The following is a 21,499-nucleotide window of genomic DNA, read 5'->3' as shown; positions in this document are numbered from 1 at the left end:
GCGCGTCCCTACGGCGTACCGGCCAGGGCAGGCAGTTCCGGCAGTGCCGTCTCGTACACCCACGTCCGGAACACGTCGTCCACGGGCTGTCGCGCGAAGCGCTCCATGTGGGCGGCGAACATCTCCGTCGTGACGGCGCCGTGGCGGTGCAGGTCGGTCCAGGAGCGCAGGGCCTGGAAGAACGCCTGGTCGCCGAGTGCGCAGCGCAGCGCGTGGAGGGCGAGGGCGCCGCGTTCGTAGAGGCGGTCGTCGAACATGTTCTTGCGGCCGGGGTCGGCCAGCGACAGGTTCTCGGGGAGGCCGGCGAGCAGGCGGTGGGCCGAGGCGGCCAGGTCCTGGGCGCCTCGGCCGCCCGAGCGTTCGCACCAGAGCCACTCCGCGTACTTGGCGAGGCCCTCGTTGAGCCAGATGTGCTGCCAGTCGGCGACGGAGACGCTGTTGCCGAACCACTGGTGGGCCAGTTCGTGGGCGATGAGGCGCTCCGCCCCGCGGGCGCCGTCCACGTGGTTGGTGCCGAACAGCGACAGGCCCTGCGCCTCCACGGGGACGTCGAGCTCCTCGTCGGCGACCACGACCGCGTACTCGCCGAAGGGGTAGGGGCCGAACAGCTCCTGGAACAGGTCCATCATCCGCGGCTGGCGCGCGAAGTCGCGGGAGAAGTCGGTGAGCAGATGGGCCGGGAAGTGGCCGGTCTGCGGGACCCCGTCGAGCCCCGGATCGCCGAGCAGCGCCGTCTGGAATCTGCCGATGGCGAGGCCCACCAGATAGCTGGAGGTGGGCGCGGCCTGTTCGTACACCCAGGTCGTGGTGGAGGCCCTGGTCGTACGGGTGAGGAGGCGGCCGCCGATCACCACCTGGTACGCGGAGGGCGTGGTGAGCGAGATCTGGTACGCGGCCTTGTCGGCGGGGCGGTCGTTGCACGGGTACCAGGAGGGGGAGCCGACCGGCTGGCTGGCGACGAGCGCGCCGTCGGTCAGCTCCTCCCAACCCAGGCCGCCCCAGGGGCTCTTGACCGGCTTGGGGTTACCGGAGTAGTGCACCTCGACGGTGAACGCGGCGCTCGCGGCCAGTGGCTTCGCGGGCCGGATCCGCAGCCGGCCGCCGCGCAGCGTGTAGTGCGCGGGCCGGCCGTCGACCCTGACCCGGCCGATCCGGAAGTCGGCGAAGTTCAGCTGGAACTCGTCCAGTTCGGCGCGGCCCGCGATGGCGCTGAGCCGGGCCGTGCCGGCCAGCCGGTTGGGCTCGGGCCGGTAGTCCAGGTCGAGTTCGTAGCGGTGCACCCGGTAGCGGGGGTCCCCGTTGGACGGGAAGTACGGGTCCGGCCCGTGCTGCCCGTGGTGCCCGCTGTTGTGGTTCTGACCGTAGTGCTGCCCGTTCACGACTCGTCCGCTCCCTGTCCCCGTACCCGTACCCGTTCTCGTCCTCGTGCGCGTCCTTCGACGGCACGGCCAACGCCCGGCCGGGGCCCGCCGGTTCACGGGCGCCAGGCCTCGATCGGGTTGCCCAGCCACCGGCTGTCCGGCGGCACCGACTCGCCGGCCATCACCAGGGACGCGGGTCCCAGCGTGCTGCCGCGGCCGATCTCGCTGCCCGGCAGCACGATTCCGCCCGGTCCCAGCGTGGCGCCCTCGCGGAGGATCACAGTATCCGTCCGCAAGATCCGGTCGTGGAAGAGGTGCGTCTGCAGGACACAGCCCCGGTTCACGCTCGCCCCGGCCTCCAGGGTCACGAGGTCGGTCTCCGGCAGCCAGTAGCTCTCGCACCAGACGCCCGCCCCGATGTGCGCGCCGAGCCCGCGCAGCCAGGCGGTCAGGACCGGGGTGCCGGGCACCGAGCCGGCGAGCCACGGCACGGCGAGCATCTCGACGAACGTGTCGGCCAGTTCGCCCCGCCACACGAAACCGCACCACAGCGGGTGCTCGCCCGTGCGGTGGCGGCCGACGAGCAGCCACTTCGCCACGATCGACACCGCGCACGCGAGGACGCCCGCGGCCAGCAGGACGGGGCCGCTGACGAGCGCCGCCGCCCACAGCCCGTGCCCCGCCGCGACGGCGGCCAGCGCGCCGAGCACCAGCATGACGAGCGCGGCCGAGCAGAACACCGGGACGAGACGGCCCAGTTCGACCACGGCACGCGCCCAGCGCAGCCGGACCGGCGGCGCGTAGGTGCGGCTCGGATCGGCGCCGGTGGCCGGGCGGGGCAGCCGGACCGGTGGCAGCCCCAGGTACGAGCTGCCCTGCTTGGCCTTCTTCGGGGTCGCCGACAGGACGCCCACCAGACCGTCGTCCGGCACCGAGCGGCCGGGCGCCGTCATGCCCGAGTTGCCGAGGAACGCCCGGCGGCCGATCCGGGCGTGCCCGATCCGCACCCAGCCGCCGCCGAGTTCGTACGGCGCGGTCAACGTGTCGTCGGCGAGGAACGCGCCGTCGCCGACCGTGGTGAGGCCGGGCAGCGCGAGCACCGTGGACACCTCGGCGTCCCGGCCCACGCGCATGCCGAGCAGCCGCATCCACACGGGCGTGACAAGCCCCGCGTACAGGGGGAACAGCGTCTGCCGGGACAGGTCCATCAGCTGGGTGACGGTCCAGGACTGCCAGCCCGCCCGGCTGTGCACCGGGAACGTGCCGGCGGCCAGGCCGAACCCGGCGAGGCGGACACCGGCCAGGATCAGCACGGCGTACGTGAGCCCGTAGGCGAGCGCCGCGGGGGCGACCGCGAGCAGCCCGCCGCGCACGGCCGCGCCGAGCCCGGCGCCCGCGGGCACGAAGGTGCGCGCGACCAGCAGGGCCGGGAGGGCGGACAGGAGCGGGAGGAGCGTGAGGGCGAGGCCCGCGGCGCCGTACATCGCACGCCAGCCCGCCGTACGCGCGGGCCGCTGCTTCGGCCACTCACGCTTGGCCTTGCCGAGCTTGACCGCAGGGGAGCCGGCCCAGCGCTGACCGGTCGGGACGTGGCCCTGGACGGCGGAGCCCGGCACGATCTCGGCGCGCTTGCCGACCCGGGCGCCCGGGAACAGGACGCTGCGGGTGCCGACCACCGCGCCGGCGCCGACCTTCACGGCGCCGATCTCCAGGCGGTCTCCGTCGAGCCAGTGCCCCGACAGGTCGACCTCGCTCTCGACGGCGCAGCCGCGGCCGAGCTTGAGCAGACCGGTGACCGGGGGCAGCGAGTGCAGGTCGACCTCGGGTCCGACTCGGGCGCCGAGCGCGCGGGCGTAGCGCTGGAGCCAGGAGCCGGTCAGCGAGGTGGCTCCGCTGTGCTCGGCGAGGCGTTCGGCGGCCCACAGCCGCAGATGGACGCTCCCGCCGCGCGGATACGTGCCCGGGCCGACGCCGCGCAGCAGCAGCCGGGCGCCGCCCGCCGCGACGGCGAGCCGCCCCGGCGGACTGAACAGCAGCAGCGCCGCAGGGGCAAGCAGCCACCACGAGGCGGACGGGGCCCACGCGTAGCCGCCGAACCGGTGCAGGACGTCGGCCGCCGCGCCGAGTGCGACGGTCCAGCGCAGGCCGTTCAGGGTGAACAGCGGTATGAGGAGCAGCAGTTGGACGAGCTGCGCGCGGGTCGGGACCGGGGCGATCACGCGGTCCGTGCCGTCGTCCTGGGCCGACTTCTCCAGGCGGCGGGCCAGCTTGCGCAGGACGGGCCGCTCGTAGAGGTCGATCACGGCGGCGCTCGGGTAGCGGGTGCGCAGCCGGGTGGTGAGCTGGGCGGCGGCGAGGCTGCCGCCGCCGATGGCGAAGAAGTCGTCGTGCGCGCTGGTGACGGGGACGCCGAGGGTCTCGCTCCACTGCTCGGCGAGCCAGGCCTCGGTGCCGTAGAGCTGCTCGGCCGGGGCGTGCGCGGCCTCCACGTCGGGCAGCGGCCACGGCAGGGCGTCGCGGTCGACCTTGCCGGAGGTGCGCGTGGGCAGTTCGGCGACGGGGGCGAGCAACGGCACCAGCGCGGCGGGCAGTTCGGACCGCAGCTTGTCAACGGCCGCCGCGTGCTGCCAGCCCTCCTGGGTGACGAGGTAGCCGACGAGCAGCTGGTTGCCGCCGCGGGCGGTGCGCACGGCGCAGGCCGCGCCCGCGACACCGGGCAGCGCCTGCAGCGCGGCGTCGACCTCGCCGAGCTCGATGCGCCGCCCGCCCAGCTTGACCTGCTCGTCGCCGCGCCCGAGGAAGACCAGGCCCTCGGGGTCGGCCTTGACCAGATCGCCGCTGCGGTAGGCGCGCTCCCAGCCCAGGGCGGGGAGCGGCGCGTACTTCTCGGCGTCCTTGGCCGGGTCGAGATAGCGCGCCAACCCGACGCCGCCGATGACGAGTTGACCGCTGGCGCCCATCGGAACGGGCCGGTCGGCCTCGTCGACGACGGCCAGTTCCCAGCCGTCCAGGGGCAGCCCGATGCGGATCGGCTCGGCGCCGGTCATCAGGGAGGCGCAGGTGACGACGGTGGCCTCGGTGGGCCCGTATGTGTTCCACACCTCGCGGCCCTCGGTGACAAGGCGCTGGACGAGTTCGGGCGGGCACGCCTCGCCGCCGAAGATCAGCAGCCGGACGTCGTTGAGGGCCTCCGGCTCCCACAGGGCGGCCAGCGTCGGCACGGTGGAGATGACGGTGATCTCCTGCTCGGCCAGCCAGGGGCCGAGGTCGGCGCCGCCGCGCACCTGGGCGCGCGGCACCGGCACCAGGCAGGCGCCGTGCCGCCACGCCAGCCACATCTCCTCGCAGGACGCGTCGAACGCGACGGACAGGCCCGCCATGACCCGGTCGCCGGGCCCGATCGGGTCATCGGCGAGGAAGAGCGAGGCCTCCGCGTCCACGAACGCCGCGGCGCCTCGATGGCTGACGGCGACACCCTTGGGCCGCCCGGTCGAACCGGACGTGAAGATGATCCACGCGTCGTCGTCGGTCCCGGGCCGCCCGGCGGGGGCGGAGGAGGGCAGCGCGACGCTGAAGGCGAGTTCCGCACCGATCACGGCCCGCACTCCCGCCTCGCCGAAGACGAGTTCGGCCCGCTCGTCCGGGTCCTCCGCGTCCACCGGGACATAGGCGGCGCCCGCGGCGAGGACGCCGAGGATCGCGACGTACAGGTCGTTCGTGCCCGAAGGCACCCGCACGCCGACCCGGTCGCCGCGCCCCACACCGGCCGCGGCCAGACGGCGGCGCAGCCGGCCGACCTCGGCGTCCAGCGCGCGGTACGTCAGACGGCGCACGCCGTCGTCGAGGGCGAGTTCGTCGGGATGTTCGCGGACGGTCGCGTCCAGGATGTCGACCAGGGTGCGCGGGGCCGCGGCGTCCTGCGCGAAGTAGCGCGCCGGAGCGTCGAGCCGTGCGGTCAGCTCCGCTTCGAGCAGGCTGAGCTCGTCGTGTGCGCGAGTGGCGTCCATCGGGTCCCAACGTCGAGAGGGCGGCAGCCCGGCGGGCGTGACGCACATGCCCCCGAACTGCCCCGGAGTTGTCCGGCCGGGGCCGGACAACCGGGACATGTTACGGCTACCGGGGCGTTGGGCGCGGATCGTGCAGGTCAATCGGGGCGTGGTGAACTCCCCTGGGGCGGTGCCCGGTTGGCTGTGGGCGCCGTGCGTCGGGCGGTCAGATGACCGTTCCGACGTCCTTCGCGGTGATGCTGTCCATCGCGCGTTCGGCCACCGCGGCGATGGTCATCGACGGGTTGCAGGCGCCGGTGGTGCCGGGGATGAGCGCGCCGTCGAGTACGTAGAGGCCGCGCTGCCCCTGGACGCGTCCCTCCAGGTCGCACACGGTGCCCATCGGGGCGCCGCCCAGCGGGTGCCAGGTGCTGTTGACCAGGGAGTTGGTGTCCGTGAGGGTGCCGAGGCCCCGGGAGATCGTCGTGACCCGCTCGTGGATGGCGCGGTAGCTCGTGGTGTCGCCGTTCTTGGGCCAGTGCAGGGACACGGAGTCGGTGGCGGCGTCGTAGCGCAGGTGGCCGCGGTCGGGGCTGACGCCGAAGCCGACCAGCATGGTCGTGCGGATGTCGAGGCCCAGGGGCGGGAGGGAGGCCTGGATGACGGTGTTCGCGGTGGACGGGTCGGCCCAGTCCTTGCTGCCGTAGACGACGGGCCCGCCCTGCTTGCCGCCGAAGTCCTCCTGGAGGTTGCTCCATGCGTAGATGCGGTCGCCGTTGGTGCCCCAGCCCTCGCCCACGCCGTCGGGGAGGTCGGGGATCGCTCCGGTCGCGCCCGCCCGGACCAGGAGCTTGCTGGAGTTGATGCTGCCTGCCGCCATGATCAGCGCACGGGTGGTGAGCACCTTCTGTTCCAGCACGGTGCCGGAGTCGTCGGTGCGGTCGACGTGCACCTCCCAACGGCCGTCGGCGGCGCGGGCCACGGACGTGACGTTGTGGTGGGTGGCGACGGTGACTTTGCCGGTCGCCTCGGCCTGCCTCAGATACGTCACGTCCACGGAGTGCTTGCCGCCGTTGTTGACGCCGAGCGCGCAGTCGCCGTTCGTGTACGAGGGCTTCATCTCGCCGCGCAGCTCGGCCAGGGCGTAGTCCCAGTCGATCGGCATGGGGATCTTCTCCAGCCCGTATCCCGCCTTGCGGACCCGCTCGCCGAAGACCCGTGACGCGTAGTACGTGGGCGAGTCGATCAGCTGGTCGGGGGCGGTGTCCGCCTGGAGCATGCGGGCGACGCGGGGGTAGTGGAGCTTGTCCATGCGCCGGTAGTCCAGGGCCTCGGGCAGCCAGGTGTTGAACACGCTCTCGGAGGGCTGGAGGGTCATGCCCTGGTAGACGAGCGATCCGCCGCCGACGCCGGCCGCGCACATGCTCAGGATGTTCTCCCCGAGAATCGGTTCGAGGAGGCCCGTGTAGGGCGCGAAGCCGAGCGGGGTGCCGATCAGCCGGGCGAGCGGCCGGACGGCCTCGGGCAGGGTGCCGTACCAGAGCACGCGCTTGTCGAGGCTGGAGATGCGGGGGAACGTGTCGGCGTTCGGGCCGGTCGGCCAGCGCCGCCCGCGCTCGAGGACGGTCACCGGGACGCCGGCCTCGGCGAGCCGCAGCGCGGAGACACCGCCGCCGAATCCGGATCCGATGACGACGACGCGGTGTTCCTCGCGGGTCAGCCGTACGCGGGCCGGCGCGGCTGCCGCGACCGATGACGGAAGGGCGGTCGCGGCGGTGAGGGCGGCGGCGCCGGTGAGCACGGCGCGCCTGGTGGGGGAGGGCATGAGCGACTCCTTGACCGAGTGAGGGGGGGAGGGCAAAGGGGCAGACGCCTGCCAACTCCGGTCGAGAGCACGGTGGTTACTCGCCGGTCAGCTACCGCAGGGTAGAGTCGCGTGTCACTCAGTGACAAGATGGCGGCATGCGACAGATGCCATGGGAAGAGTGGCGGCAGGAGGATCCGACGGGCTCGGGCGAACGGCCGTCGCTCGCCGAACGCCGCAAGGCCGCGCTCCGGTTCGAGATCGCCTGCGAGGCGGTGCGCCTGTTCACCTCCCAGGGCGTCACCGCCACGACGGGGGAGCAGATAGCGCAGGCCGTCGGCGTCTCCTCACGCACGCTGTGGCGCCACTTCCCGACGAAGGAGAGCTGCGTGCTCCCGCTGCTCGCGGCGGGACTCGACTTCGCCGTGACCCAACTGCGCCACTGGCCCGCGCGGATGACCCTCTTCGACTTCTTCACCGAGACGCGCGGGACGGGCGACCTGCCGCCGGGCACGCCCACCATCCTCGCCCTGATCCGCATGACCTCGACCGAGCCCGCGCTGCGCGCCGTCTGGCTCCAGGCCCACGACGACGCGCTCCCCGTCCTCGCCCGGCTGCTCGCGGAACGCTCCGGCGGCGCGGCCGACGACCTGCGCGTGACGGTGCACGCGGCGACACTCAACGGCGCCCTGCGCGCGGCCGCGGAGGACTTCGCCCGACGCTACGCGGACCACCCCGAGGCCTCGTACGACGAGTTCGCCGTGTGCCTCGAAATCGCCCTGCGCGCGGCGTCGGAAGGGCTGCCGTACTGAACTAGGCCAATGCCCCCAACGACGCGTCCCACAGGGAGCGGGTGCCGAATCCGGCCAGGTCCAGGGCGAGTTCGGCGTACATGGCGTTGGCCCAGGAGAACCAGTCGCGCGTGAACCTGTCCGGGTCGTCCTTGTGGAAGGACTCGTGCATCGCCCCGGTTCCGGCGTCGGTGTTGACGAGCGTGTGCAGCAACTGGAGTCGCCGGGCCGGGTCGTTGCTGGTCAGTCCCTCCACCGCCAGGGCGATCGGCCAGATGTGCCCGTCAGGCGTGTGCGGGCTGCCCACGCCCTCGGCGGCCGTTCCGCGATACCAGGTCGGGTTGGCGGGCGAGAGCACGAACGCGCGGGTGGCGAGGTAGCGCGGATCCGTCGGCGAGACGTCGGCGACCAGCGGAAGGGACAGCAGGCTGGGCATGTTGGCGTCGTCCGTCAGGAGCGCGTTGCCGAGCCCGTCGACCTCGTAGGCGTAGATCGAGCCGTGGTCGGGGTGGTCGACGATGCCGTGCCGCTGGGTCGCCGCGCGCAGCTCGCCGGCCAACTCATCTGCTTCGTCGGCGAGTTCGCTGTCCTGTACGTGCCGCGCCATCCTGGCGACCCCGTCGAGAGCAGCGGCGGCGCACAGGTTCGCGGGCACGTTGTACCCGTAGGTGCACGCGTCGTCGCTGGGCCTGAACCCGCTCCAGGTCATCCCCGTGGGGCCGACGGGTGTTCCGCGTCCTCCGTCCGACAGGGTCTCGGTCGGCGGGACGTTCGCCCGCACGAAGCGGTACGTGGAGAGGTGCTCGTGGTCCTGCTCCGTGCGCCATACGGAGATCGCGGAGCGCGCCGCGTCCAGCGCCTGAGCCACGTGGTCGACGCGCCCGGTCGCCCGCCAGAAGCGGTGGGCCAGCAGGAGCGGGAAGGCGAGGGAATCGACCTCGTACTTCTCCTCCCAGACCCACGGGTCCTCGCACAGGTCGTCCGGATCGTAACCGGCCCCGGACGCCTCGGCGTTGAACGCGTTGGCGTACGGATCGTGCGCGATCTGCTGGAACTGGCGGCGCAGCACGGCGAGAAGGAGATCCTGCAACGCCGGGTCGTCCTTCAGGAGCGCCAGGTAGGGCATCATCTGCGTCGTCGAGTCGCGCAGCCACATCGCGGGGATGTCGCCCGTCACGACGAAGGCGGTGCCGTCGGGCATCGGGCGGATGGTGCGGGCCAGCGTGTCGTCCAGGCAGCGCAGCAGCGTCTGCCCGAAGCGGGGGTCGCCGAGCTCGTCGAGCCGGCGGACCGCCCGCTGTACGACCGGATTGTTCTTGACGCTGGTGGGGAACGGCATCGTCGGCCTTTCGGTGGCGGGGCGATGCCAAACGTAGATCACGACTGAGGGGCGGGGAAGGCCGAGGGCGCCGCCCCGCCGCCCCGGCTATCGACGGACCGGGTATCGCAGGTGCAGGGCGCGGCGCCCCTGGATGACGATGGGGTCGTCGAGCAGCAGGTGGCCCCGCGCCAGCTTCGCGAAGTAGGGGATCCCCTCGCCGAAAAGCACCGGCACGAGGCTGACGCACACCTCGTCCACCAGGCCGAGGTCGAGCGCCTGCTGGGTGACGGCCGCGCTCGCGATCGTGACGTCCTGTTCGCCCGCGATCTCCTTGGCCCGGGCGATCGCGGCCTCGACTCCGTCGACGAACGTCGTGGTCGGCCACTTCGTGGCGGCATCCTCGGGCGCGCGATGCGTGACCACGACGACGGGCGCGCCCGCCGGATGCTTGTCACCCCAGCCCTGAGCGATGTCGAACAGGCGCCGGCCGGCGACGAGAGCACCGCAATTGCCGGTCATCTCCTCCAGCATCCGCGCGCCGGCGTCGTCGACCTGGAAGGTGACCGTCTCGTTCGGGTTCGGGACGTTCACGGGCCCGGCCTCGTACCACTCGAACAACTCCCCGACCTCGTCCCGCGGACTCGCGATGAACCCGTCGAGGGACATCGTCATGTGCGTGAACACCTTGGCCACGGTGCGTCTCCAGCCACTCGTCGTCCGACTCGTCCGTCACGGTCACAGACCTCCCGTGACCGTGAAACTCATCGGCGTCCCGGGACCGTCCCTTGAATCCGTGCCCGGCGCCCGCCCGCCCCGCCATTGACAGTGCGTCAGGTCTCGCCCACCGTGCCGCCATGAGTATCGTCCCGCCGCCCGCCCGATTCCTTCCCCGCGGTGCCGAGTCCTGGCGCGATCCCTACGCGATGTACGCGGCCCTGCGCGACCACGATCCGCTGCACCACGTCGAGGAAGGCGACTACTGGGTGCTCTCGCGCTACGACGACGTCCTGGACGCGCTGCGCCACCCCGAGGTGTTCTCGTCGCGCCAGGGGCTGACGGTCACCCGCGACGACATGGCCGCCGCCGGTGTCGACGTCGCGCCGCCGCTGGTCATGCTCGACCCGCCGGAGCACACGGAGTTCCGCGGGCTGCTCACCAAGGGGTTCACACCGCGCCGCGTGGAATCCGTGGCGGACCCGGTACGCGACTTCGTGCGCGCCCGGCTCGACGCGATCGCCGAGCGGGCCGCGGCGGGTGACACGGTCGACATCGTCGCCGAACTGATGCGGCCGCTCCCGTGTTTCGTCGTCGCCCACTATCTGGGTGTCGACGCGGCCGACCGGCGGCGATTCGCGGGCTGGACCCAGGCGATCGTGCAGGCGGGCGCCGACGGCCACGCGCTCGACGCGCGGGAGGCGGTCGCCGACCTCTTCGCGTACTTCGCGGAACTGGTCGAGCGGCGCCGCGCGCACCCCGCCGACGACACCGTCTCCGACCTCGTCCGTGTCCTGGCCGACGATCGGCGGGCCGTGATCCGGATCCTCGGATTCGCCTTCACCATGATCGCCGGCGGGAACGACACGACCATCGGCCTCCTCACCACGGCAGCCCAACTACTCACTGAACAGCCCGGGTTGAGGAGCCGTATCGCATCGGACCCCGATTCGGTCGGCCCATTCGTCGAGGAGGCGCTGCGCCTGGCGTCGCCGGTGCAAGGGCTGGCCCGCACCCTCACCGAGGACCTGACGCGGCACGGCAGGACGGTGCCCGCCGGTCGCAAGGTGCTGCTGCTCTACGGCTCCGCCAACCGCGACCCGCGCGCCTTCGGGCCCCGCGCGGACGAGGCCGACCTGGGGCGGACGACGCCCCAGCACCTGGCCTTCGGCTATGGCCCGCACCACTGCCTGGGCGCCGCCGCGGCCCGCCTCCAGGGCCGCGTGGTGATCACCGAACTGCTCGCCCGGTTCCCCGACTTCACGGTCGACGCGCTCCGCGGTACGTTCGCGAACGGCTGCTACGTGCGCCGGTACGAGACGCTGCCGTTCGCGGCCGGCGGGTGACGACGAAGGGGAACGGGCGCGAGCCGACCCGTGCCGAGGTCTGGACCCGGTCCGGATCTCCGGCGACCATGGTCCGTGCACGGTACAGCGGCCGGTGCGCGGGGCCGACCCGCGTGCCGTACGAGCATCACCTCCGAGAAGGCCCGGCGGGATCGACGAGGGGACGGCCGTATGCCACTGGAACCGGTGACCCAGGCGTTTCTGGCGGAACTGGCCAAGGCCGAAGGACCGGCGATGCACGAGTCCACTCCGGCCGTCGCCCGGCTGCACGGCCCGATCCTCTCCGGCCTCAGCGGCCGGGGCCCGGAGGTCGGCGCGGTCCGTGACGTCAAGATCGAGGGGCGGGACGGTGGACGGTTCCGCACACGGGTGCTTCGCCCCGCGGGCACGCCGCAGGCGGTCGTCGTGTACTTCCACGGCGGCGGCTGGGTCCTCGGCGACATCGACCTGCAGTACGACCACGTGGGCCGCAGGCTCGCGAACGCGACGCAGGCCACCGTGGTGCTGGTCAACTACCGCAAGGCGCCCGAGTATCCGTTCCCCACGGCGATCGAGGACAGCTGGGCGGGACTGACCTGGGCCGCCGAGCACGCGGCCGAACTCGCCCCGCAGGGCGCCCCGTTGCTCGTCGCCGGCGACAGCGCGGGCGGCAACATCGCCGCCGTCATGGCCCGCTGGGCCCGCGACCGCGGCGGGCCCGCCGTCGACTACCAGGCCCTGATCTACCCCGTCACCGACTGCGACCTGGACCGGCCCTCGTACACGGACCCGCAAAACCAACTCCTCCTCGCCCGCGACACCATGGTCTGGTTCTGGGACCACTACCTGCCGGACGAGCGGGCCCGCACCCGGCCCGACGCCTCCCCGCTGCGCGCCGACCGGCTCACGGGGCTGCCGCCCGCGCTCGTGTACGTAGCCGAGTACGACCCGCTGCACGACGAGGGCGTCGCCTACGCGCACGCGCTGCGCGACGCGGGTGTCCCGGTGGCGCTGGAGGAGGCGGCGGGGCAGATGCACGCGTTCTTCCAGATGGCGGGCATCCTGCCCGGCTTCGAGGACGGGCTGCGGCTGGTGGCCGAACACATCAACAAGTTCGTCGCCGAAAGGGCGGTGTGAGCCATGGCCGACCACGACGTCATCGTCATCGGCGCCGGTTTCGCCGGCCTCTACCAGCTGCACAGGCTGCGGGCGCTCGGCTTCGACACCCGCGTGATCGAGGCCGGTGGGGACGTCGGCGGCACCTGGTACTGGAACCGGTACCCGGGCGCCCGCTGCGACATCGAGTCCGTCGAGTACTCCTACTCCTTCGACGCCGACCTGGAGCAGGAGTGGGACTGGAGCGAGCGCTACGCCGCGCAGCCGGAGATCCTCGCCTACGTGCGGCACGTGGCCGAACGCTTCGACCTGCGCAGGGACATCGTCCTCAACACCCGTGTCGAAGCGCTCCGTTGGGACGACGCGGCGCAGCGGTGGACGGTCACGGCCTCCGACGGCGTGCCCCGCACCGCCCGCCATGTCATCGCGGCGACCGGTTGCCTGTCCGTGCCCTCCCGGCCCGCCTTCGAGGGCCTCGCCGACTTCGCGGGCGACGTGCTGTGGACGTCCAGCTGGCCCCACGAGGGCGCCGACCTGGCCGGCAAGCGGGTCGCCGTGATCGGCACCGGTTCGTCCGGGCTACAGACGATCACCGCGATCGCCCCGCAGGTCGGCTCCCTCACCGTCTTCCAGCGCACCCCGTCCTACGCGGTGCCGGCCCACAACGGGCCCAACGCCGCGCGGCTCGCCGAGGCGCGGGCGCGCTACCCCGAACGGCGCGAGATCTCCCGCGCCTCGTCGAAGGGCTTCGACTGCGACGAGGACGCACAGGTGCGGCTCGTCGAGACTGAAAAGGAAGAGATTCTGGGGGAGTTGGACCGGCGCTGGGACACCGGCGGCCTCTGCTTCGGCAGCGGATTCAGCGACCTGCTCAGGGACGCGGACGCCAACGAGGCCGTCGCCGAGTACGTCCGCGCCCGGATCCGCGAGAAGGTGAAGAGCCCCGAACTCGCCGAGCGGCTCACCCCGCGCACGTACCCGATCGCCAGCAAGAGGATGTGCGTCGACACCGGCTACTTCGAGGTGTTCAACCAGGACAACGTCACGCTGGTCGACCTCGCCGAACGGCCGATCGCCCGGATGACCGAACGCGGGATCCGCACCGAGGACGGGTCCGCGTACGACGTCGACGTCATCATCATGGCGACCGGGTTCGACGCGATGACCGGCGCCCTGAACGCCATCGACATCCGCGGCGCCGACGGGGCCTCCCTGCGCGACAAATGGGCCCACGGCCCGCGCACGTACCTGGGCCTGATGTCGGCCGGCTTCCCCAACCTCTTCACGGTGACCGGACCCCAGAGCCCATCCGTCCTGTCGAACATGATGACCTCGATCGAGCACCACGTGGACTGGATCACCCGCGCGCTCACGCACCTGCGCGAACGCGGACTGCGACGCATGGAGGCCGACCCCGACGCCGAGGACAACTGGGTCAACACCACGAACGACCTCGGCGACCTCACGCTGATGCCGCAGGCCGCGTCCTGGTACATGGGCGCCAACATCCCCGGCAAACAACGGGTGTTCATGCCGTTCGTCGGCGGCGTCGGCCTCTACCGCGACCTCACCAACGGCGTCGCGGTGAGCCACTATCACGGCTTCGACCTCAGCTGACCTACCGACCGGCGCGGCGAGCGAGGTCAACCGTGCCGGGCGCTGCCCATCACGGTCGGGAACGTCGTCGCGTCGCAGTCGAAGCCCAGGATCAGTTCGTGGAGCTTCCAGGCGCCGGCGTCATTGCGCCGGAACTCCACGATCGTCGCTGCGGTGGACCCGGCCACCGGCGTGAAGTCGGTCTCCAGGAGATCCGTGTACTTCTCCACGATCACGACGCCGGCGTTCTCGATGTCGGAGAAGGTGCGCGGGTCGGCGTCCTGATGGATCACCACTCCGACGACCACGCGCGCGTAGGACGACGCCAGCCGGTCGAGTTCGAGCGCCATGACCTCGACGAAGCCGAAACCCATCCCGGTCTCGCTGTGCCGGGTCATGTTGATGGTGCCGTCGGGGGAGCGGCTGTCGTAGTGGACGACGTACGCGGGTTCCCCCTCGGGCGCGTCACTGGAGTACGTCGCCGCGACGATGTCCAGATGGCGCGGTGACTCCCCCACGGGACTTGGGTCCCAGCGAAGCCTGACTTCGATCTTCTTCAGTCCCGTCGTGACGCTGCTCACCGGACGCCGCCTCCCTGCTCCGAATCAACGAGAGGCCATCCCGCCCCCGTGCCCTCAAGTATGGCCCGCGACCAGCACCTTGATGCTCCCTTGACACAATCCGCAAATGCGTGACCTACCCCCGGACCAAGGAGGCGCTGCCGCACTTCCTGGTGTCGCGGCGCAACGACCGCCCATCGGGCCCTCCGGCTCGTAGCATGCAGCGCATGCCCATCAAACTTGAGAACGTCGCCATCGCTGTCCGCGACCTCGAAGCAACGATCTCCTTCTTCACCGACCTCGGTCTCAGCGTGCTCGGCCGGGACACTGTCAGCGGCGAGTGGACCGACACCGCCGTCGGTCTCGACGGAAACCACGCCAAGATCGCGATGCTCCAGACGCCGGACGGCCACGGCCGCCTCGAACTCTTCGAGTACATCCACCCGGACGCGATCGAGACGGAGCCGACGCTTCCCAACGAGATCGGGATGCACCGCGTCGCCTTCTCGGTCGACAACATCGACGAAGCCCTGGAGACGGCGGCCAAGCACGGATGCCACCCGCTGCGCGGTGTGGCCACCTACGAGGACATCTACAAGCTCACCTACGTCCGCGGCCCCAGCGGCATCATCGTGATGTTCGCCGAGGAACTGAAGAAGGGCTGACGCGACAGCCGGTCGGGTCACCGGCTACGTGGCGACCCGGACCTCCAGGTGTTCGAGGCCGCGCAGGCCGTTGTTCAGCAGTGGCGTCGAGGACAGGGTCTCGAAACGGGTCACCCGGTCGGCGAGGCGGTCCAGCAGCGCGCTCATTTCGAGACGGGCCAGGTGCATGCCCACGCAGACGTGCTCGCCGCGGCCGAAGGCCAGGTGGTCCGAGGGGCGGCGGGTGATGTCGAAGCGTTCCGGGTCCGGGTAGTGGCGGTCGTCGCGGTTGGCGGAGCCGTAGAGGAGGGCCACCCGGCTGCCGGCGGGGAGGGCGACGCCGTCGATCACGTGGTCCTCGGTGAGGACCCGGCTGAACTGGGGGACCGGGGTCTCCAGGCGCAGCGACTCGTTGATCGCGTGGGGGATGAGCGACCGGTCGGCGCGCAGCAGGCCCCACTGGTCCGGATGGGCGGCGAAGAGGGCGATCGTGTTGGCGATCGCGAGGATCGTCGTGTCGAGGCTCGGCGTGACGTAGTCGAGCATCAGCGCCGGGCACTTCTCGCGCGGCAACTCGCCGCGGTCCGCGGCCTGGTGGAGGTTGGCGGCCCAGCCGTCGGGGTCGATCCGCCCGGGGACCGCCTCGTGGGCGACGTAGTCCATGAACTCCCCGACCACGGGCGCCGCCTTCGCGAAGCGCTCGTTGGCCGGGCCCTGCATGTCCCACATGGCCGCGGCCCACTCCAGCATCTTGTCGCGCCCCCGGTCGGGCAGGCCGACGAGGTCCGAGACGACGGTCATGGGAAGGTGCTCGGCGAGCTCCGTCGCGGCGTCGAACCGGCCCCGCTCGACCAGCTTCGCGACGATCCGCTCGGCCTCCGCCTCGATGGTGGGGGTGACGTCGCGCATCCGGTCCTGACGCAGCGGGCGGCCCAGTACCGCGCGCATCGCGGTGTGCTCGGGCGGGTCGCTGCAGAGCGTGATGCCTTCGAGCTGCGCGTTCATGTCCGGATCGACGAACACCCCGCGGGCCGAGGAGAACGTCCGCCAGTCCATGAGCGCCGCGCGCACCTCCTGGTAGCGGGGGAGGGCGTAGAGGTCGTAGCGGGACAGGTGGACCACCGGCCCGAGCGCCCGTAACTCCTCGTAGATCGGGTACGGGTCGGCCCGCGCCCCGGGCGTGTAGAGATCGACATCGCTGACGGGTATCGCGGACATACACGCTCCTGGGGACGGGGGGCCCAACACCGGTCGGCGCGGGCCCGGTTCGTCATCGGGCACGGAAGGTCACTTCGATCGTTGCATGCGGTACGCGACGGTGTGGGGAGGACTGTCGAGAAGATTCGGTTTTCGGCCGGAGAAGACGGAGAAGGCGGTCTCCACCGTCCCGCCCGGTCGATGTCCACCCGGAGGTCCACCCGTGGGTCCAGGTGATCGGCGCCCCGCCGCAGCAGTCTTAGGGGCATGAACACGACTGAGTGGATCACCGACATCGTTCTCGTCCTGGTCGTCTTCCGGCAGCTGCGCGAGGGCCGGCTCGACTGGAAGTCCTTCCTCATCCCGCTGGGAATCGTGGGCTTCGTGGCCTACAAGTACCTCGGCTCCATTCCGACCGACGGCAATGACCTGGCGCTGGTCGGCACCCTGGTGGCCGTGGGCGCCGCGCTCGGAATCGGTGGCGGCGTCTACACCCGGATCCGGGTCTCAGGGGACCACCTGCTGATCAAGGCCGGCGTGGTCTCCGCGGTGCTGTGGGTGCTGGGCATGGGCGCACGCCTGGGGTTCCAGCTGTGGACCGAGCACGGTGGCGGTGACGACGTCGCCCGCTTCAGCATCACCCACCACATCACCAGCGACCAGGCGTGGGTCGCCGCCCTCGTCCTCATGGCTCTCACCGAGGTCGTGACGCGGCTGGCCACCATCTTCATCCGCGGCCGCGTCATGGGCCGTGACCTGCGCAAGCCGGTCGCACCTGCTGTCCTGAGCGTGGACCGCGCCGCCTGATGGTGGGTTATCGTCGCGCCGTGGCAGTAGCTGAGAGCCGTACGGACCCCGGGCCCGCCCGGGGTCCGGGCACGCGTCGGTCCCGCGCAGGGACCCGAGGATGCACTGGGCCGTCACGCTGGTCGTCATCGCCAGCGGCTTCGTGACCGTCCGGCCGTTGGGCATCAGCGGCCGGGGTCTGGCGGTCGCCGCCCTCCTCGTCGTGTGTTCGGTGGCGGTGCTGGCCCGGCATCTGCCCCAGGACAGGTTCCCCCCGCGCCGCGTTCTCGCGGGAATGACGGTGGGAGTCGTCGCCTCGGCCGCGCTGATCGGCGTCAGCAGCACCGGGACCAGCTATCTGTTCTCGTTCTTCCTCATCGGCCACATCGGCTACCGCTTTCCTCCCAAGTGGTCGGTTCCGCTGGCCGCGTTGAGCGGTCCCCTGTGCGGAGCGGTGCTCTACTTCGACGTCGGCCCGGGGCACACGGAGCTGCCCTGGGGCCTGGGACTCACCACCGGTCTCCCCGTGGTGGCGGGCATGCTCAGCCGGAGCAAGCAGCGTGCGCTGGAAGCGGTGATCGGAGCGGCCGAGTCCGCCGAGCGCGCCGCGCGCGCCGAGGCCCGGACCGCCGTACTGACCGAGCGCGGCCGGATCGCCCGCGACGTGCACGACGTCCTCGCGCACTCGCTGGCCGGGATCAACATGCAGCTGGAGCTGGCCGACGCCCTGCTGGACACCGGCGACCTGGACAAGGTCCGCGAGGCGAACCAGAAGGCGCACAGCATGGTCAAGGAGAGCCTCAAGCAGGCGCAGTGGACGGTGCACGCACTGCGCGAGGACGCGCTGCCGCTGGTCGAGACGCTGACCGCGATGCTGGAGTCGTCCGGCCACCGCGACGTGCTCACCGTCACCGGCACCGTACGGCCGCTCTCGGCACGCGGCACGCAGAACCTGCTGCGGATCGCCCAGGAGGCCCTGACCAACGCGGGCCGGCACGCTCCTGGTGGGACGGTCGCGGTGGAGCTCGCGTTCGACGAGGCGTCGACGAGGCTGACGATCCGCAACGGACCGGCCGCCCGCGCGGTGACCGCGGCACTCGGCAGCGGGATGGGGCTCATCGGGATGCGTGAACGGGTGGCACTCCTGGGTGGCACTCTTACTGCGGGACCGGTCGCCGAAGGACCGGACGCAGGCGGCTGGCAGGTGGAGGCAGTGATCCCCGATGAGTGAACAGGCAGATGGGCAGCGGCGGTTGAAGGTGATCGTCGCCGACGACCAGGCGGCCGTCCGTGAACCGCTGGCGGCGGTACTCGCCCTGTCCGAGGACATCGACGTGGTCACGGCCGCGGCCAACGGCACGGAGGTGCTGGCCGCCGTGGCGGCGGGGCCGGTCGACGTGGTGCTGATGGACCTGCGGATGCCGGAGATGGACGGCACCGAGGCGACCCGCCGGCTCAGCGAGGAACACCCCGGCGTGGCCGTGGTCGTGTTGACCACCTTCGCCGACGACGAGTCCATCCTGGCCGCGCTGAGCGCCGGCGCCCGCGGCTATCTGACCAAGAACGCCGGCCGGCAGGACATCCTGCGGGCGATCCGCGCGGCCGCCGCCGGCCAGTCCGTCCTCGACCGCGAGGTCCAGGACCGGCTGCTGGCCACGGCGCGCACCACCGCTCCCGCTGCCGCGGCCGCCCCGCAGTCGCTGCCCGCGGACCTCACGCCGCGCGAGCGCGAAGTGCTCGCCCTCATCGGCCAGGGCCTGCCCAACCGCGCCATCGCCGAGAAGCTCTTCATCAGCGAGGCCACCGTCAAGACGCACATCAACAACCTCTTCGCCAAGGCCGACATCCGCGACCGCGCCGACGCCGTCCGCCGCGCGATCTCCGCGGGCCTGGCCTGACCCGGGGTCAGGAGCCGGTGGCCTCCTGCGGCGGGGGTTCGGGGGCCGCGAGCAGGAGGCAGGCGGTGCCGGAGATGTCCAGGACCCGGCGGACCGGCTTGCTCACCGCGATCAGGCGCAGGCTGCCTCCCGCGTCGGCGGCCGACTGCTGATGGCGCACGAGCAGGTTGATCCCGGTCGAGTCGGTGAACGGCACGTCGGCGAAGTCGAGTTCGCAGCGCCGCGGGTGCAGGGGGACCAGCGCGCGGTCGAGGGCGGGCGCGGTGTTCAGGTCGAGTTCCCCGCGCGCATGGAGGAGGACGAGGTCTCCGGCGTCGACGACGTGGATGTCGAAGAGGGGTGAGGTCGGCGTGCTCATTGTTGTTGCTCCTCGGCCTACCCGCTTGAGGTGCGTTGAATGTTCCATGGAAGCACCGAGCGCACCGTCCTGGCACCGGATCCGGCAGAAGCCGGCCAAGGTTGCTTGCTGGTCATGCCTACGGCATATGGTGGAGCACTCTGTCGGCGGCGAACAGACGGTCCTCGACGCGCGTTGGCATGTGGCACTGCCAACTTGCTGCCGCCGTCGTGCCGCCGCCGAGGCTCAGCGTCGTACCGTACTTCATGAGGGCTCCGTACGCCCCGAAGTGGTCGGGGACGGCCGCTCCTTGCGGGCGCGTTCGCGCAGCGCGACCTTGTCGACCTTGCCCGCCGCGTTGTGCGGCAGGGCGTCGACGGGGACGAAGGCGCGCGGCACCTTGAAGTTGGCGAGCCGCTGCCGCGCCCAGCCGGTCAGCTCCGCCGGGTCGATCCCGCAACCGTCCGCCGCGACGCAGTACGCGACACCCACCTCGCCGAGCCGCTCGTCCGGAGCGCCCACGACGGCCACGTCGGCGAGGGCCGGGTGGCCGCGCAGCGCCTGCTCGATCTCGGCCGGGTAGGCGTTGAACCCGCCGACGAGGAACAGGTCCTTGAGCCGGTCGGTGATCGTCAGGAAGCCGCGCTCGTCGAGGCGTCCGACGTCCCCGGTGCGCAGCCAGCCGTCGGCGTCGAGCGCGGTGGCGGTGGCGTCCGGGTCGTCGAGATAGCCGCGCATCACCTGGTAGCCGCGGACCAGGACCTCGCCCTCGCCGTCGGCGAACCGGCCGACCGAGGCGTCGATACGGATCTCGGTGCCGGGCATCGCGGGCCCGACCGTGTGGGCGAGGGTGTGCGCGTCCTCGTGGGGCGGGCAGATGGTGGCGAAGCCGTTCGTCTCGGTGAGCCCGTACGCGGTGAACACGGTGTGCGCGCCGAGTTCGCGGATCTGCTCGATGAGCTTCACGGGGATGTTGGAGGCCCCGGTTCCCGCCATGCGTAGCGACGACAGGTCGTGGGCGGGCCGCCGCGGGTGGTGCAGCAGGGAGAGGAACACGGTGGGCGCGCCCGTGAGCACGGAGACACGGTCGCGCTCGATCCGCTCCAGTGTCCGCGCCGCGTCGAACAGCGGCTCCGGCAGCACCGTCGCCCCCGTCAACAGGCAGGCCACGAAGCCCGCTTTGTAGCCGAACGTGTGGAAGAACGGGTTGACCAGCAGATACCGGTCGCCGAACTGGAGGGTCACCGACCGCGCCCAGTCCCGGGACGCCCGCACCACCTGGCCGTGTTCGCCGATCACGCCCTTGGGGTGGCCCGTGGTGCCCGAGGTGAACAGCAGGTCGCTCGGTGCGTCCGGGGTGACGGCCGCCGACCGTTCCTCGCGTTCGCGGGTGGTGACCGCGTCACCGGAAGCGAGGAACGTGGCCCATGCGACGTCGTCGTGCAGGGCCACCACTCGTTCCAGGGCGGGCAGTTCGTGGCCGTGCGCGAGTTCCGCGCGGTAGTCGCGGCCCAGGAAATCGTGCTCCGTCAGCAGCACACGGGCCCGCGCCCGGCGCAGGATGTCGGCGGCCTCCGCCGCGCGATAACGGGTGTTGACCGGGACGAGGACGCCGCCCGCGGCGAGTGCGCCCAGCGCGGCGATCACCCACCGGTCACTGTTGGACGCCCAGACCCCGACCGATTCGCCGGGCCGCAGCCCTTGCGCCATCAGGGCCCGCGCGGCGCGGTCCACTTGATCGCGCAGGGTACGGAACGTCCAGACCGTTCCCCGGAACGTGAGGGCCTCCGCGTCGCCGTGGACGTCGGCCGCCCAGTCGGCGAGACGGGCCAAGGTGTGCGGGCCGCCCATGTGTTGTCGTCCTCCCGGTCGCCGTGGCAGTGCAGAGCATCAAGCGGTCGGAGCGTGGCACGGGGGAGGGGCGGGCGCAGCGGGGTGTTCCCGGTGGGCGGGAACTCCGGCGGATCGACGGGGTGCCGACGGCGGACCGACGGCGTATCGACGGCGTATCGACGGCGTATCGACGGCGCCGACCGCGGGGCGGGTTCCCGGCCTCGCGGGGG

Annotated in this window: 17 protein-coding genes; 8 read left to right on the top strand and 9 right to left on the bottom strand. The window is 71.9% G+C overall.

What is annotated here, in order from left to right; all coding sequences use genetic code 11:
- Nucleotides 1-8 precede the first annotated feature (8 nt).
- The 3 genes from ACP4E5_RS06970 to ACP4E5_RS06960 form a co-directional block, all read right to left on the bottom strand.
- Complete coding sequence (locus ACP4E5_RS06970; protein WP_425825964.1) at nucleotides 9-1,379, bottom strand: M1 family metallopeptidase; 1,371 nt, start codon at nucleotides 1,377-1,379, stop codon at nucleotides 9-11.
- Nucleotides 1,380-1,474: 95 nt separating this feature from the next.
- Nucleotides 1,475-5,368 carry a Pls/PosA family non-ribosomal peptide synthetase gene (locus ACP4E5_RS06965; RefSeq protein WP_425825962.1) on the bottom strand — a complete coding sequence of 1,298 codons (3,894 nt, stop codon included), beginning with the start codon at nucleotides 5,366-5,368 and terminating at the stop codon, nucleotides 1,475-1,477.
- Nucleotides 5,369-5,573: 205 nt separating this feature from the next.
- Complete coding sequence (locus ACP4E5_RS06960) at nucleotides 5,574-7,172, bottom strand: GMC oxidoreductase (RefSeq protein ID WP_425825960.1); 1,599 nt, start codon at nucleotides 7,170-7,172, stop codon at nucleotides 5,574-5,576.
- A gap of 137 nt (nucleotides 7,173-7,309) precedes the next feature.
- Between ACP4E5_RS06960 and ACP4E5_RS06955 the strand changes: the two genes are divergently transcribed.
- Nucleotides 7,310-7,963 (top strand): TetR/AcrR family transcriptional regulator, encoded by a 654-nt coding sequence (locus ACP4E5_RS06955; RefSeq protein ID WP_425825958.1) that lies wholly within the window; start codon nucleotides 7,310-7,312, stop codon nucleotides 7,961-7,963.
- A 1-nt stretch (nucleotide 7,964) separates the two neighbouring features.
- On the opposite strand, the gene ACP4E5_RS06950 is transcribed toward ACP4E5_RS06955, so the two are convergent.
- Both ACP4E5_RS06950 and ACP4E5_RS06945 read right to left on the bottom strand, forming a co-directional pair.
- Nucleotides 7,965-9,281 carry a glycoside hydrolase family 125 protein gene (locus tag ACP4E5_RS06950; RefSeq protein ID WP_425825956.1) on the bottom strand — a complete coding sequence of 439 codons (1,317 nt, stop codon included), beginning with the start codon at nucleotides 9,279-9,281 and terminating at the stop codon, nucleotides 7,965-7,967.
- An 87-nt stretch (nucleotides 9,282-9,368) separates the two neighbouring features.
- A complete protein-coding gene (locus ACP4E5_RS06945; protein WP_425825954.1) occupies nucleotides 9,369-9,956 on the bottom strand; it encodes a dihydrofolate reductase family protein in 588 nt (195 codons plus the stop codon).
- Between the two features lie 161 nt (nucleotides 9,957-10,117).
- Here ACP4E5_RS06945 and ACP4E5_RS06940 point away from each other — a divergent pair, with 161 nt between their 5' ends.
- The 3 genes from ACP4E5_RS06940 to ACP4E5_RS06930 all read left to right on the top strand — a co-directional run bounded on the left by ACP4E5_RS06940 (nucleotide 10,118) and on the right by ACP4E5_RS06930 (nucleotide 14,035).
- The gene (locus ACP4E5_RS06940; RefSeq protein ID WP_425825952.1) at nucleotides 10,118-11,323 is read left to right on the top strand and encodes a cytochrome P450; all 1,206 of its coding nucleotides are present in this window, start codon (nucleotides 10,118-10,120) and stop codon (nucleotides 11,321-11,323) included.
- 171 nt (nucleotides 11,324-11,494) lie between these two features.
- A complete protein-coding gene (locus tag ACP4E5_RS06935) occupies nucleotides 11,495-12,439 on the top strand; it encodes an alpha/beta hydrolase (RefSeq protein WP_425825950.1) in 945 nt (314 codons plus the stop codon).
- Nucleotides 12,440-12,442: 3 nt separating this feature from the next.
- Nucleotides 12,443-14,035 (top strand): flavin-containing monooxygenase, encoded by a 1,593-nt coding sequence (locus ACP4E5_RS06930; RefSeq protein WP_425825948.1) that lies wholly within the window; start codon nucleotides 12,443-12,445, stop codon nucleotides 14,033-14,035.
- 26 nt (nucleotides 14,036-14,061) lie between these two features.
- On the opposite strand, the gene ACP4E5_RS06925 is transcribed toward ACP4E5_RS06930, so the two are convergent.
- The gene (locus ACP4E5_RS06925) at nucleotides 14,062-14,595 is read right to left on the bottom strand and encodes a TerD family protein (protein WP_425825946.1); all 534 of its coding nucleotides are present in this window, start codon (nucleotides 14,593-14,595) and stop codon (nucleotides 14,062-14,064) included.
- Nucleotides 14,596-14,801: 206 nt separating this feature from the next.
- On the opposite strand from ACP4E5_RS06925, the gene ACP4E5_RS06920 reads away from it, so the two are divergent.
- Nucleotides 14,802-15,239: a VOC family protein gene (locus ACP4E5_RS06920; protein ID WP_425825944.1), complete on the top strand. Its 438-nt coding sequence runs from the start codon at nucleotides 14,802-14,804 to the stop codon at nucleotides 15,237-15,239.
- 24 nt (nucleotides 15,240-15,263) lie between these two features.
- Here the strand turns inward: ACP4E5_RS06920 and ACP4E5_RS06915 are convergent, their stop codons facing one another.
- Nucleotides 15,264-16,436 carry a cytochrome P450 gene (locus ACP4E5_RS06915; RefSeq protein ID WP_425825942.1) on the bottom strand — a complete coding sequence of 391 codons (1,173 nt, stop codon included), beginning with the start codon at nucleotides 16,434-16,436 and terminating at the stop codon, nucleotides 15,264-15,266.
- A gap of 246 nt (nucleotides 16,437-16,682) precedes the next feature.
- On the opposite strand from ACP4E5_RS06915, the gene ACP4E5_RS06910 reads away from it, so the two are divergent.
- The 3 genes from ACP4E5_RS06910 to ACP4E5_RS06900 all read left to right on the top strand — a co-directional run bounded on the left by ACP4E5_RS06910 (nucleotide 16,683) and on the right by ACP4E5_RS06900 (nucleotide 19,099).
- The gene (locus ACP4E5_RS06910; protein ID WP_425825940.1) at nucleotides 16,683-17,222 is read left to right on the top strand and encodes a hypothetical protein; all 540 of its coding nucleotides are present in this window, start codon (nucleotides 16,683-16,685) and stop codon (nucleotides 17,220-17,222) included.
- A 100-nt stretch (nucleotides 17,223-17,322) separates the two neighbouring features.
- The gene (locus ACP4E5_RS06905) at nucleotides 17,323-18,432 is read left to right on the top strand and encodes a sensor histidine kinase (protein ID WP_425825938.1); all 1,110 of its coding nucleotides are present in this window, start codon (nucleotides 17,323-17,325) and stop codon (nucleotides 18,430-18,432) included.
- Nucleotides 18,425-19,099: a response regulator transcription factor gene (locus tag ACP4E5_RS06900; protein ID WP_425825936.1), complete on the top strand. Its 675-nt coding sequence runs from the start codon at nucleotides 18,425-18,427 to the stop codon at nucleotides 19,097-19,099. Before ACP4E5_RS06905 ends, ACP4E5_RS06900 begins: the two co-directional genes overlap by 8 nt.
- A 7-nt stretch (nucleotides 19,100-19,106) precedes the next feature.
- On the opposite strand, the gene ACP4E5_RS06895 is transcribed toward ACP4E5_RS06900, so the two are convergent.
- Entirely contained in the window at nucleotides 19,107-19,457 is a 351-nt protein-coding gene (locus ACP4E5_RS06895; protein ID WP_425825934.1) for an STAS domain-containing protein, read from the bottom strand.
- A gap of 243 nt (nucleotides 19,458-19,700) precedes the next feature.
- Complete coding sequence (locus tag ACP4E5_RS06890; RefSeq protein ID WP_425825932.1) at nucleotides 19,701-21,287, bottom strand: FadD3 family acyl-CoA ligase; 1,587 nt, start codon at nucleotides 21,285-21,287, stop codon at nucleotides 19,701-19,703.
- Nucleotides 21,288-21,499: the final 212 nt, after the last annotated feature.

Source organism: Streptomyces fractus (assembly GCF_049844455.1).
Classification (GTDB): domain Bacteria; phylum Actinomycetota; class Actinomycetes; order Streptomycetales; family Streptomycetaceae; genus Streptomyces; species Streptomyces fractus.
This window is presented reverse-complemented; position numbering and strand designations above follow the sequence as displayed.

What these genes read in the sequence shown, in the direction of transcription:
- ACP4E5_RS06965 (WP_425825962.1), bottom strand. Translation starts at nt 5,368, where the DNA reads ATGGACGCCACTCGCGCACACGACGAGCTCAGCCTGCTCGAAGCGGAG.
- ACP4E5_RS06960 (WP_425825960.1), bottom strand. Translation starts at nt 7,172, where the DNA reads ATGCCCTCCCCCACCAGGCGCGCCGTGCTCACCGGCGCCGCCGCCCTC.
- ACP4E5_RS06955 (WP_425825958.1), top strand. Translation starts at nt 7,310, where the DNA reads ATGCGACAGATGCCATGGGAAGAGTGGCGGCAGGAGGATCCGACGGGC.
- ACP4E5_RS06950 (WP_425825956.1), bottom strand. Translation starts at nt 9,281, where the DNA reads ATGCCGTTCCCCACCAGCGTCAAGAACAATCCGGTCGTACAGCGGGCG.
- ACP4E5_RS06940 (WP_425825952.1), top strand. Translation starts at nt 10,118, where the DNA reads ATGAGTATCGTCCCGCCGCCCGCCCGATTCCTTCCCCGCGGTGCCGAG.
- ACP4E5_RS06935 (WP_425825950.1), top strand. Translation starts at nt 11,495, where the DNA reads ATGCCACTGGAACCGGTGACCCAGGCGTTTCTGGCGGAACTGGCCAAG.
- ACP4E5_RS06930 (WP_425825948.1), top strand. Translation starts at nt 12,443, where the DNA reads ATGGCCGACCACGACGTCATCGTCATCGGCGCCGGTTTCGCCGGCCTC.
- ACP4E5_RS06920 (WP_425825944.1), top strand. Translation starts at nt 14,802, where the DNA reads ATGCCCATCAAACTTGAGAACGTCGCCATCGCTGTCCGCGACCTCGAA.
- ACP4E5_RS06915 (WP_425825942.1), bottom strand. Translation starts at nt 16,436, where the DNA reads ATGTCCGCGATACCCGTCAGCGATGTCGATCTCTACACGCCCGGGGCG.
- ACP4E5_RS06910 (WP_425825940.1), top strand. Translation starts at nt 16,683, where the DNA reads ATGAACACGACTGAGTGGATCACCGACATCGTTCTCGTCCTGGTCGTC.
- ACP4E5_RS06905 (WP_425825938.1), top strand. Translation starts at nt 17,323, where the DNA reads ATGCACTGGGCCGTCACGCTGGTCGTCATCGCCAGCGGCTTCGTGACC.
- ACP4E5_RS06900 (WP_425825936.1), top strand. Translation starts at nt 18,425, where the DNA reads ATGAGTGAACAGGCAGATGGGCAGCGGCGGTTGAAGGTGATCGTCGCC.
- ACP4E5_RS06895 (WP_425825934.1), bottom strand. Translation starts at nt 19,457, where the DNA reads ATGAGCACGCCGACCTCACCCCTCTTCGACATCCACGTCGTCGACGCC.
- ACP4E5_RS06890 (WP_425825932.1), bottom strand. Translation starts at nt 21,287, where the DNA reads ATGGGCGGCCCGCACACCTTGGCCCGTCTCGCCGACTGGGCGGCCGAC.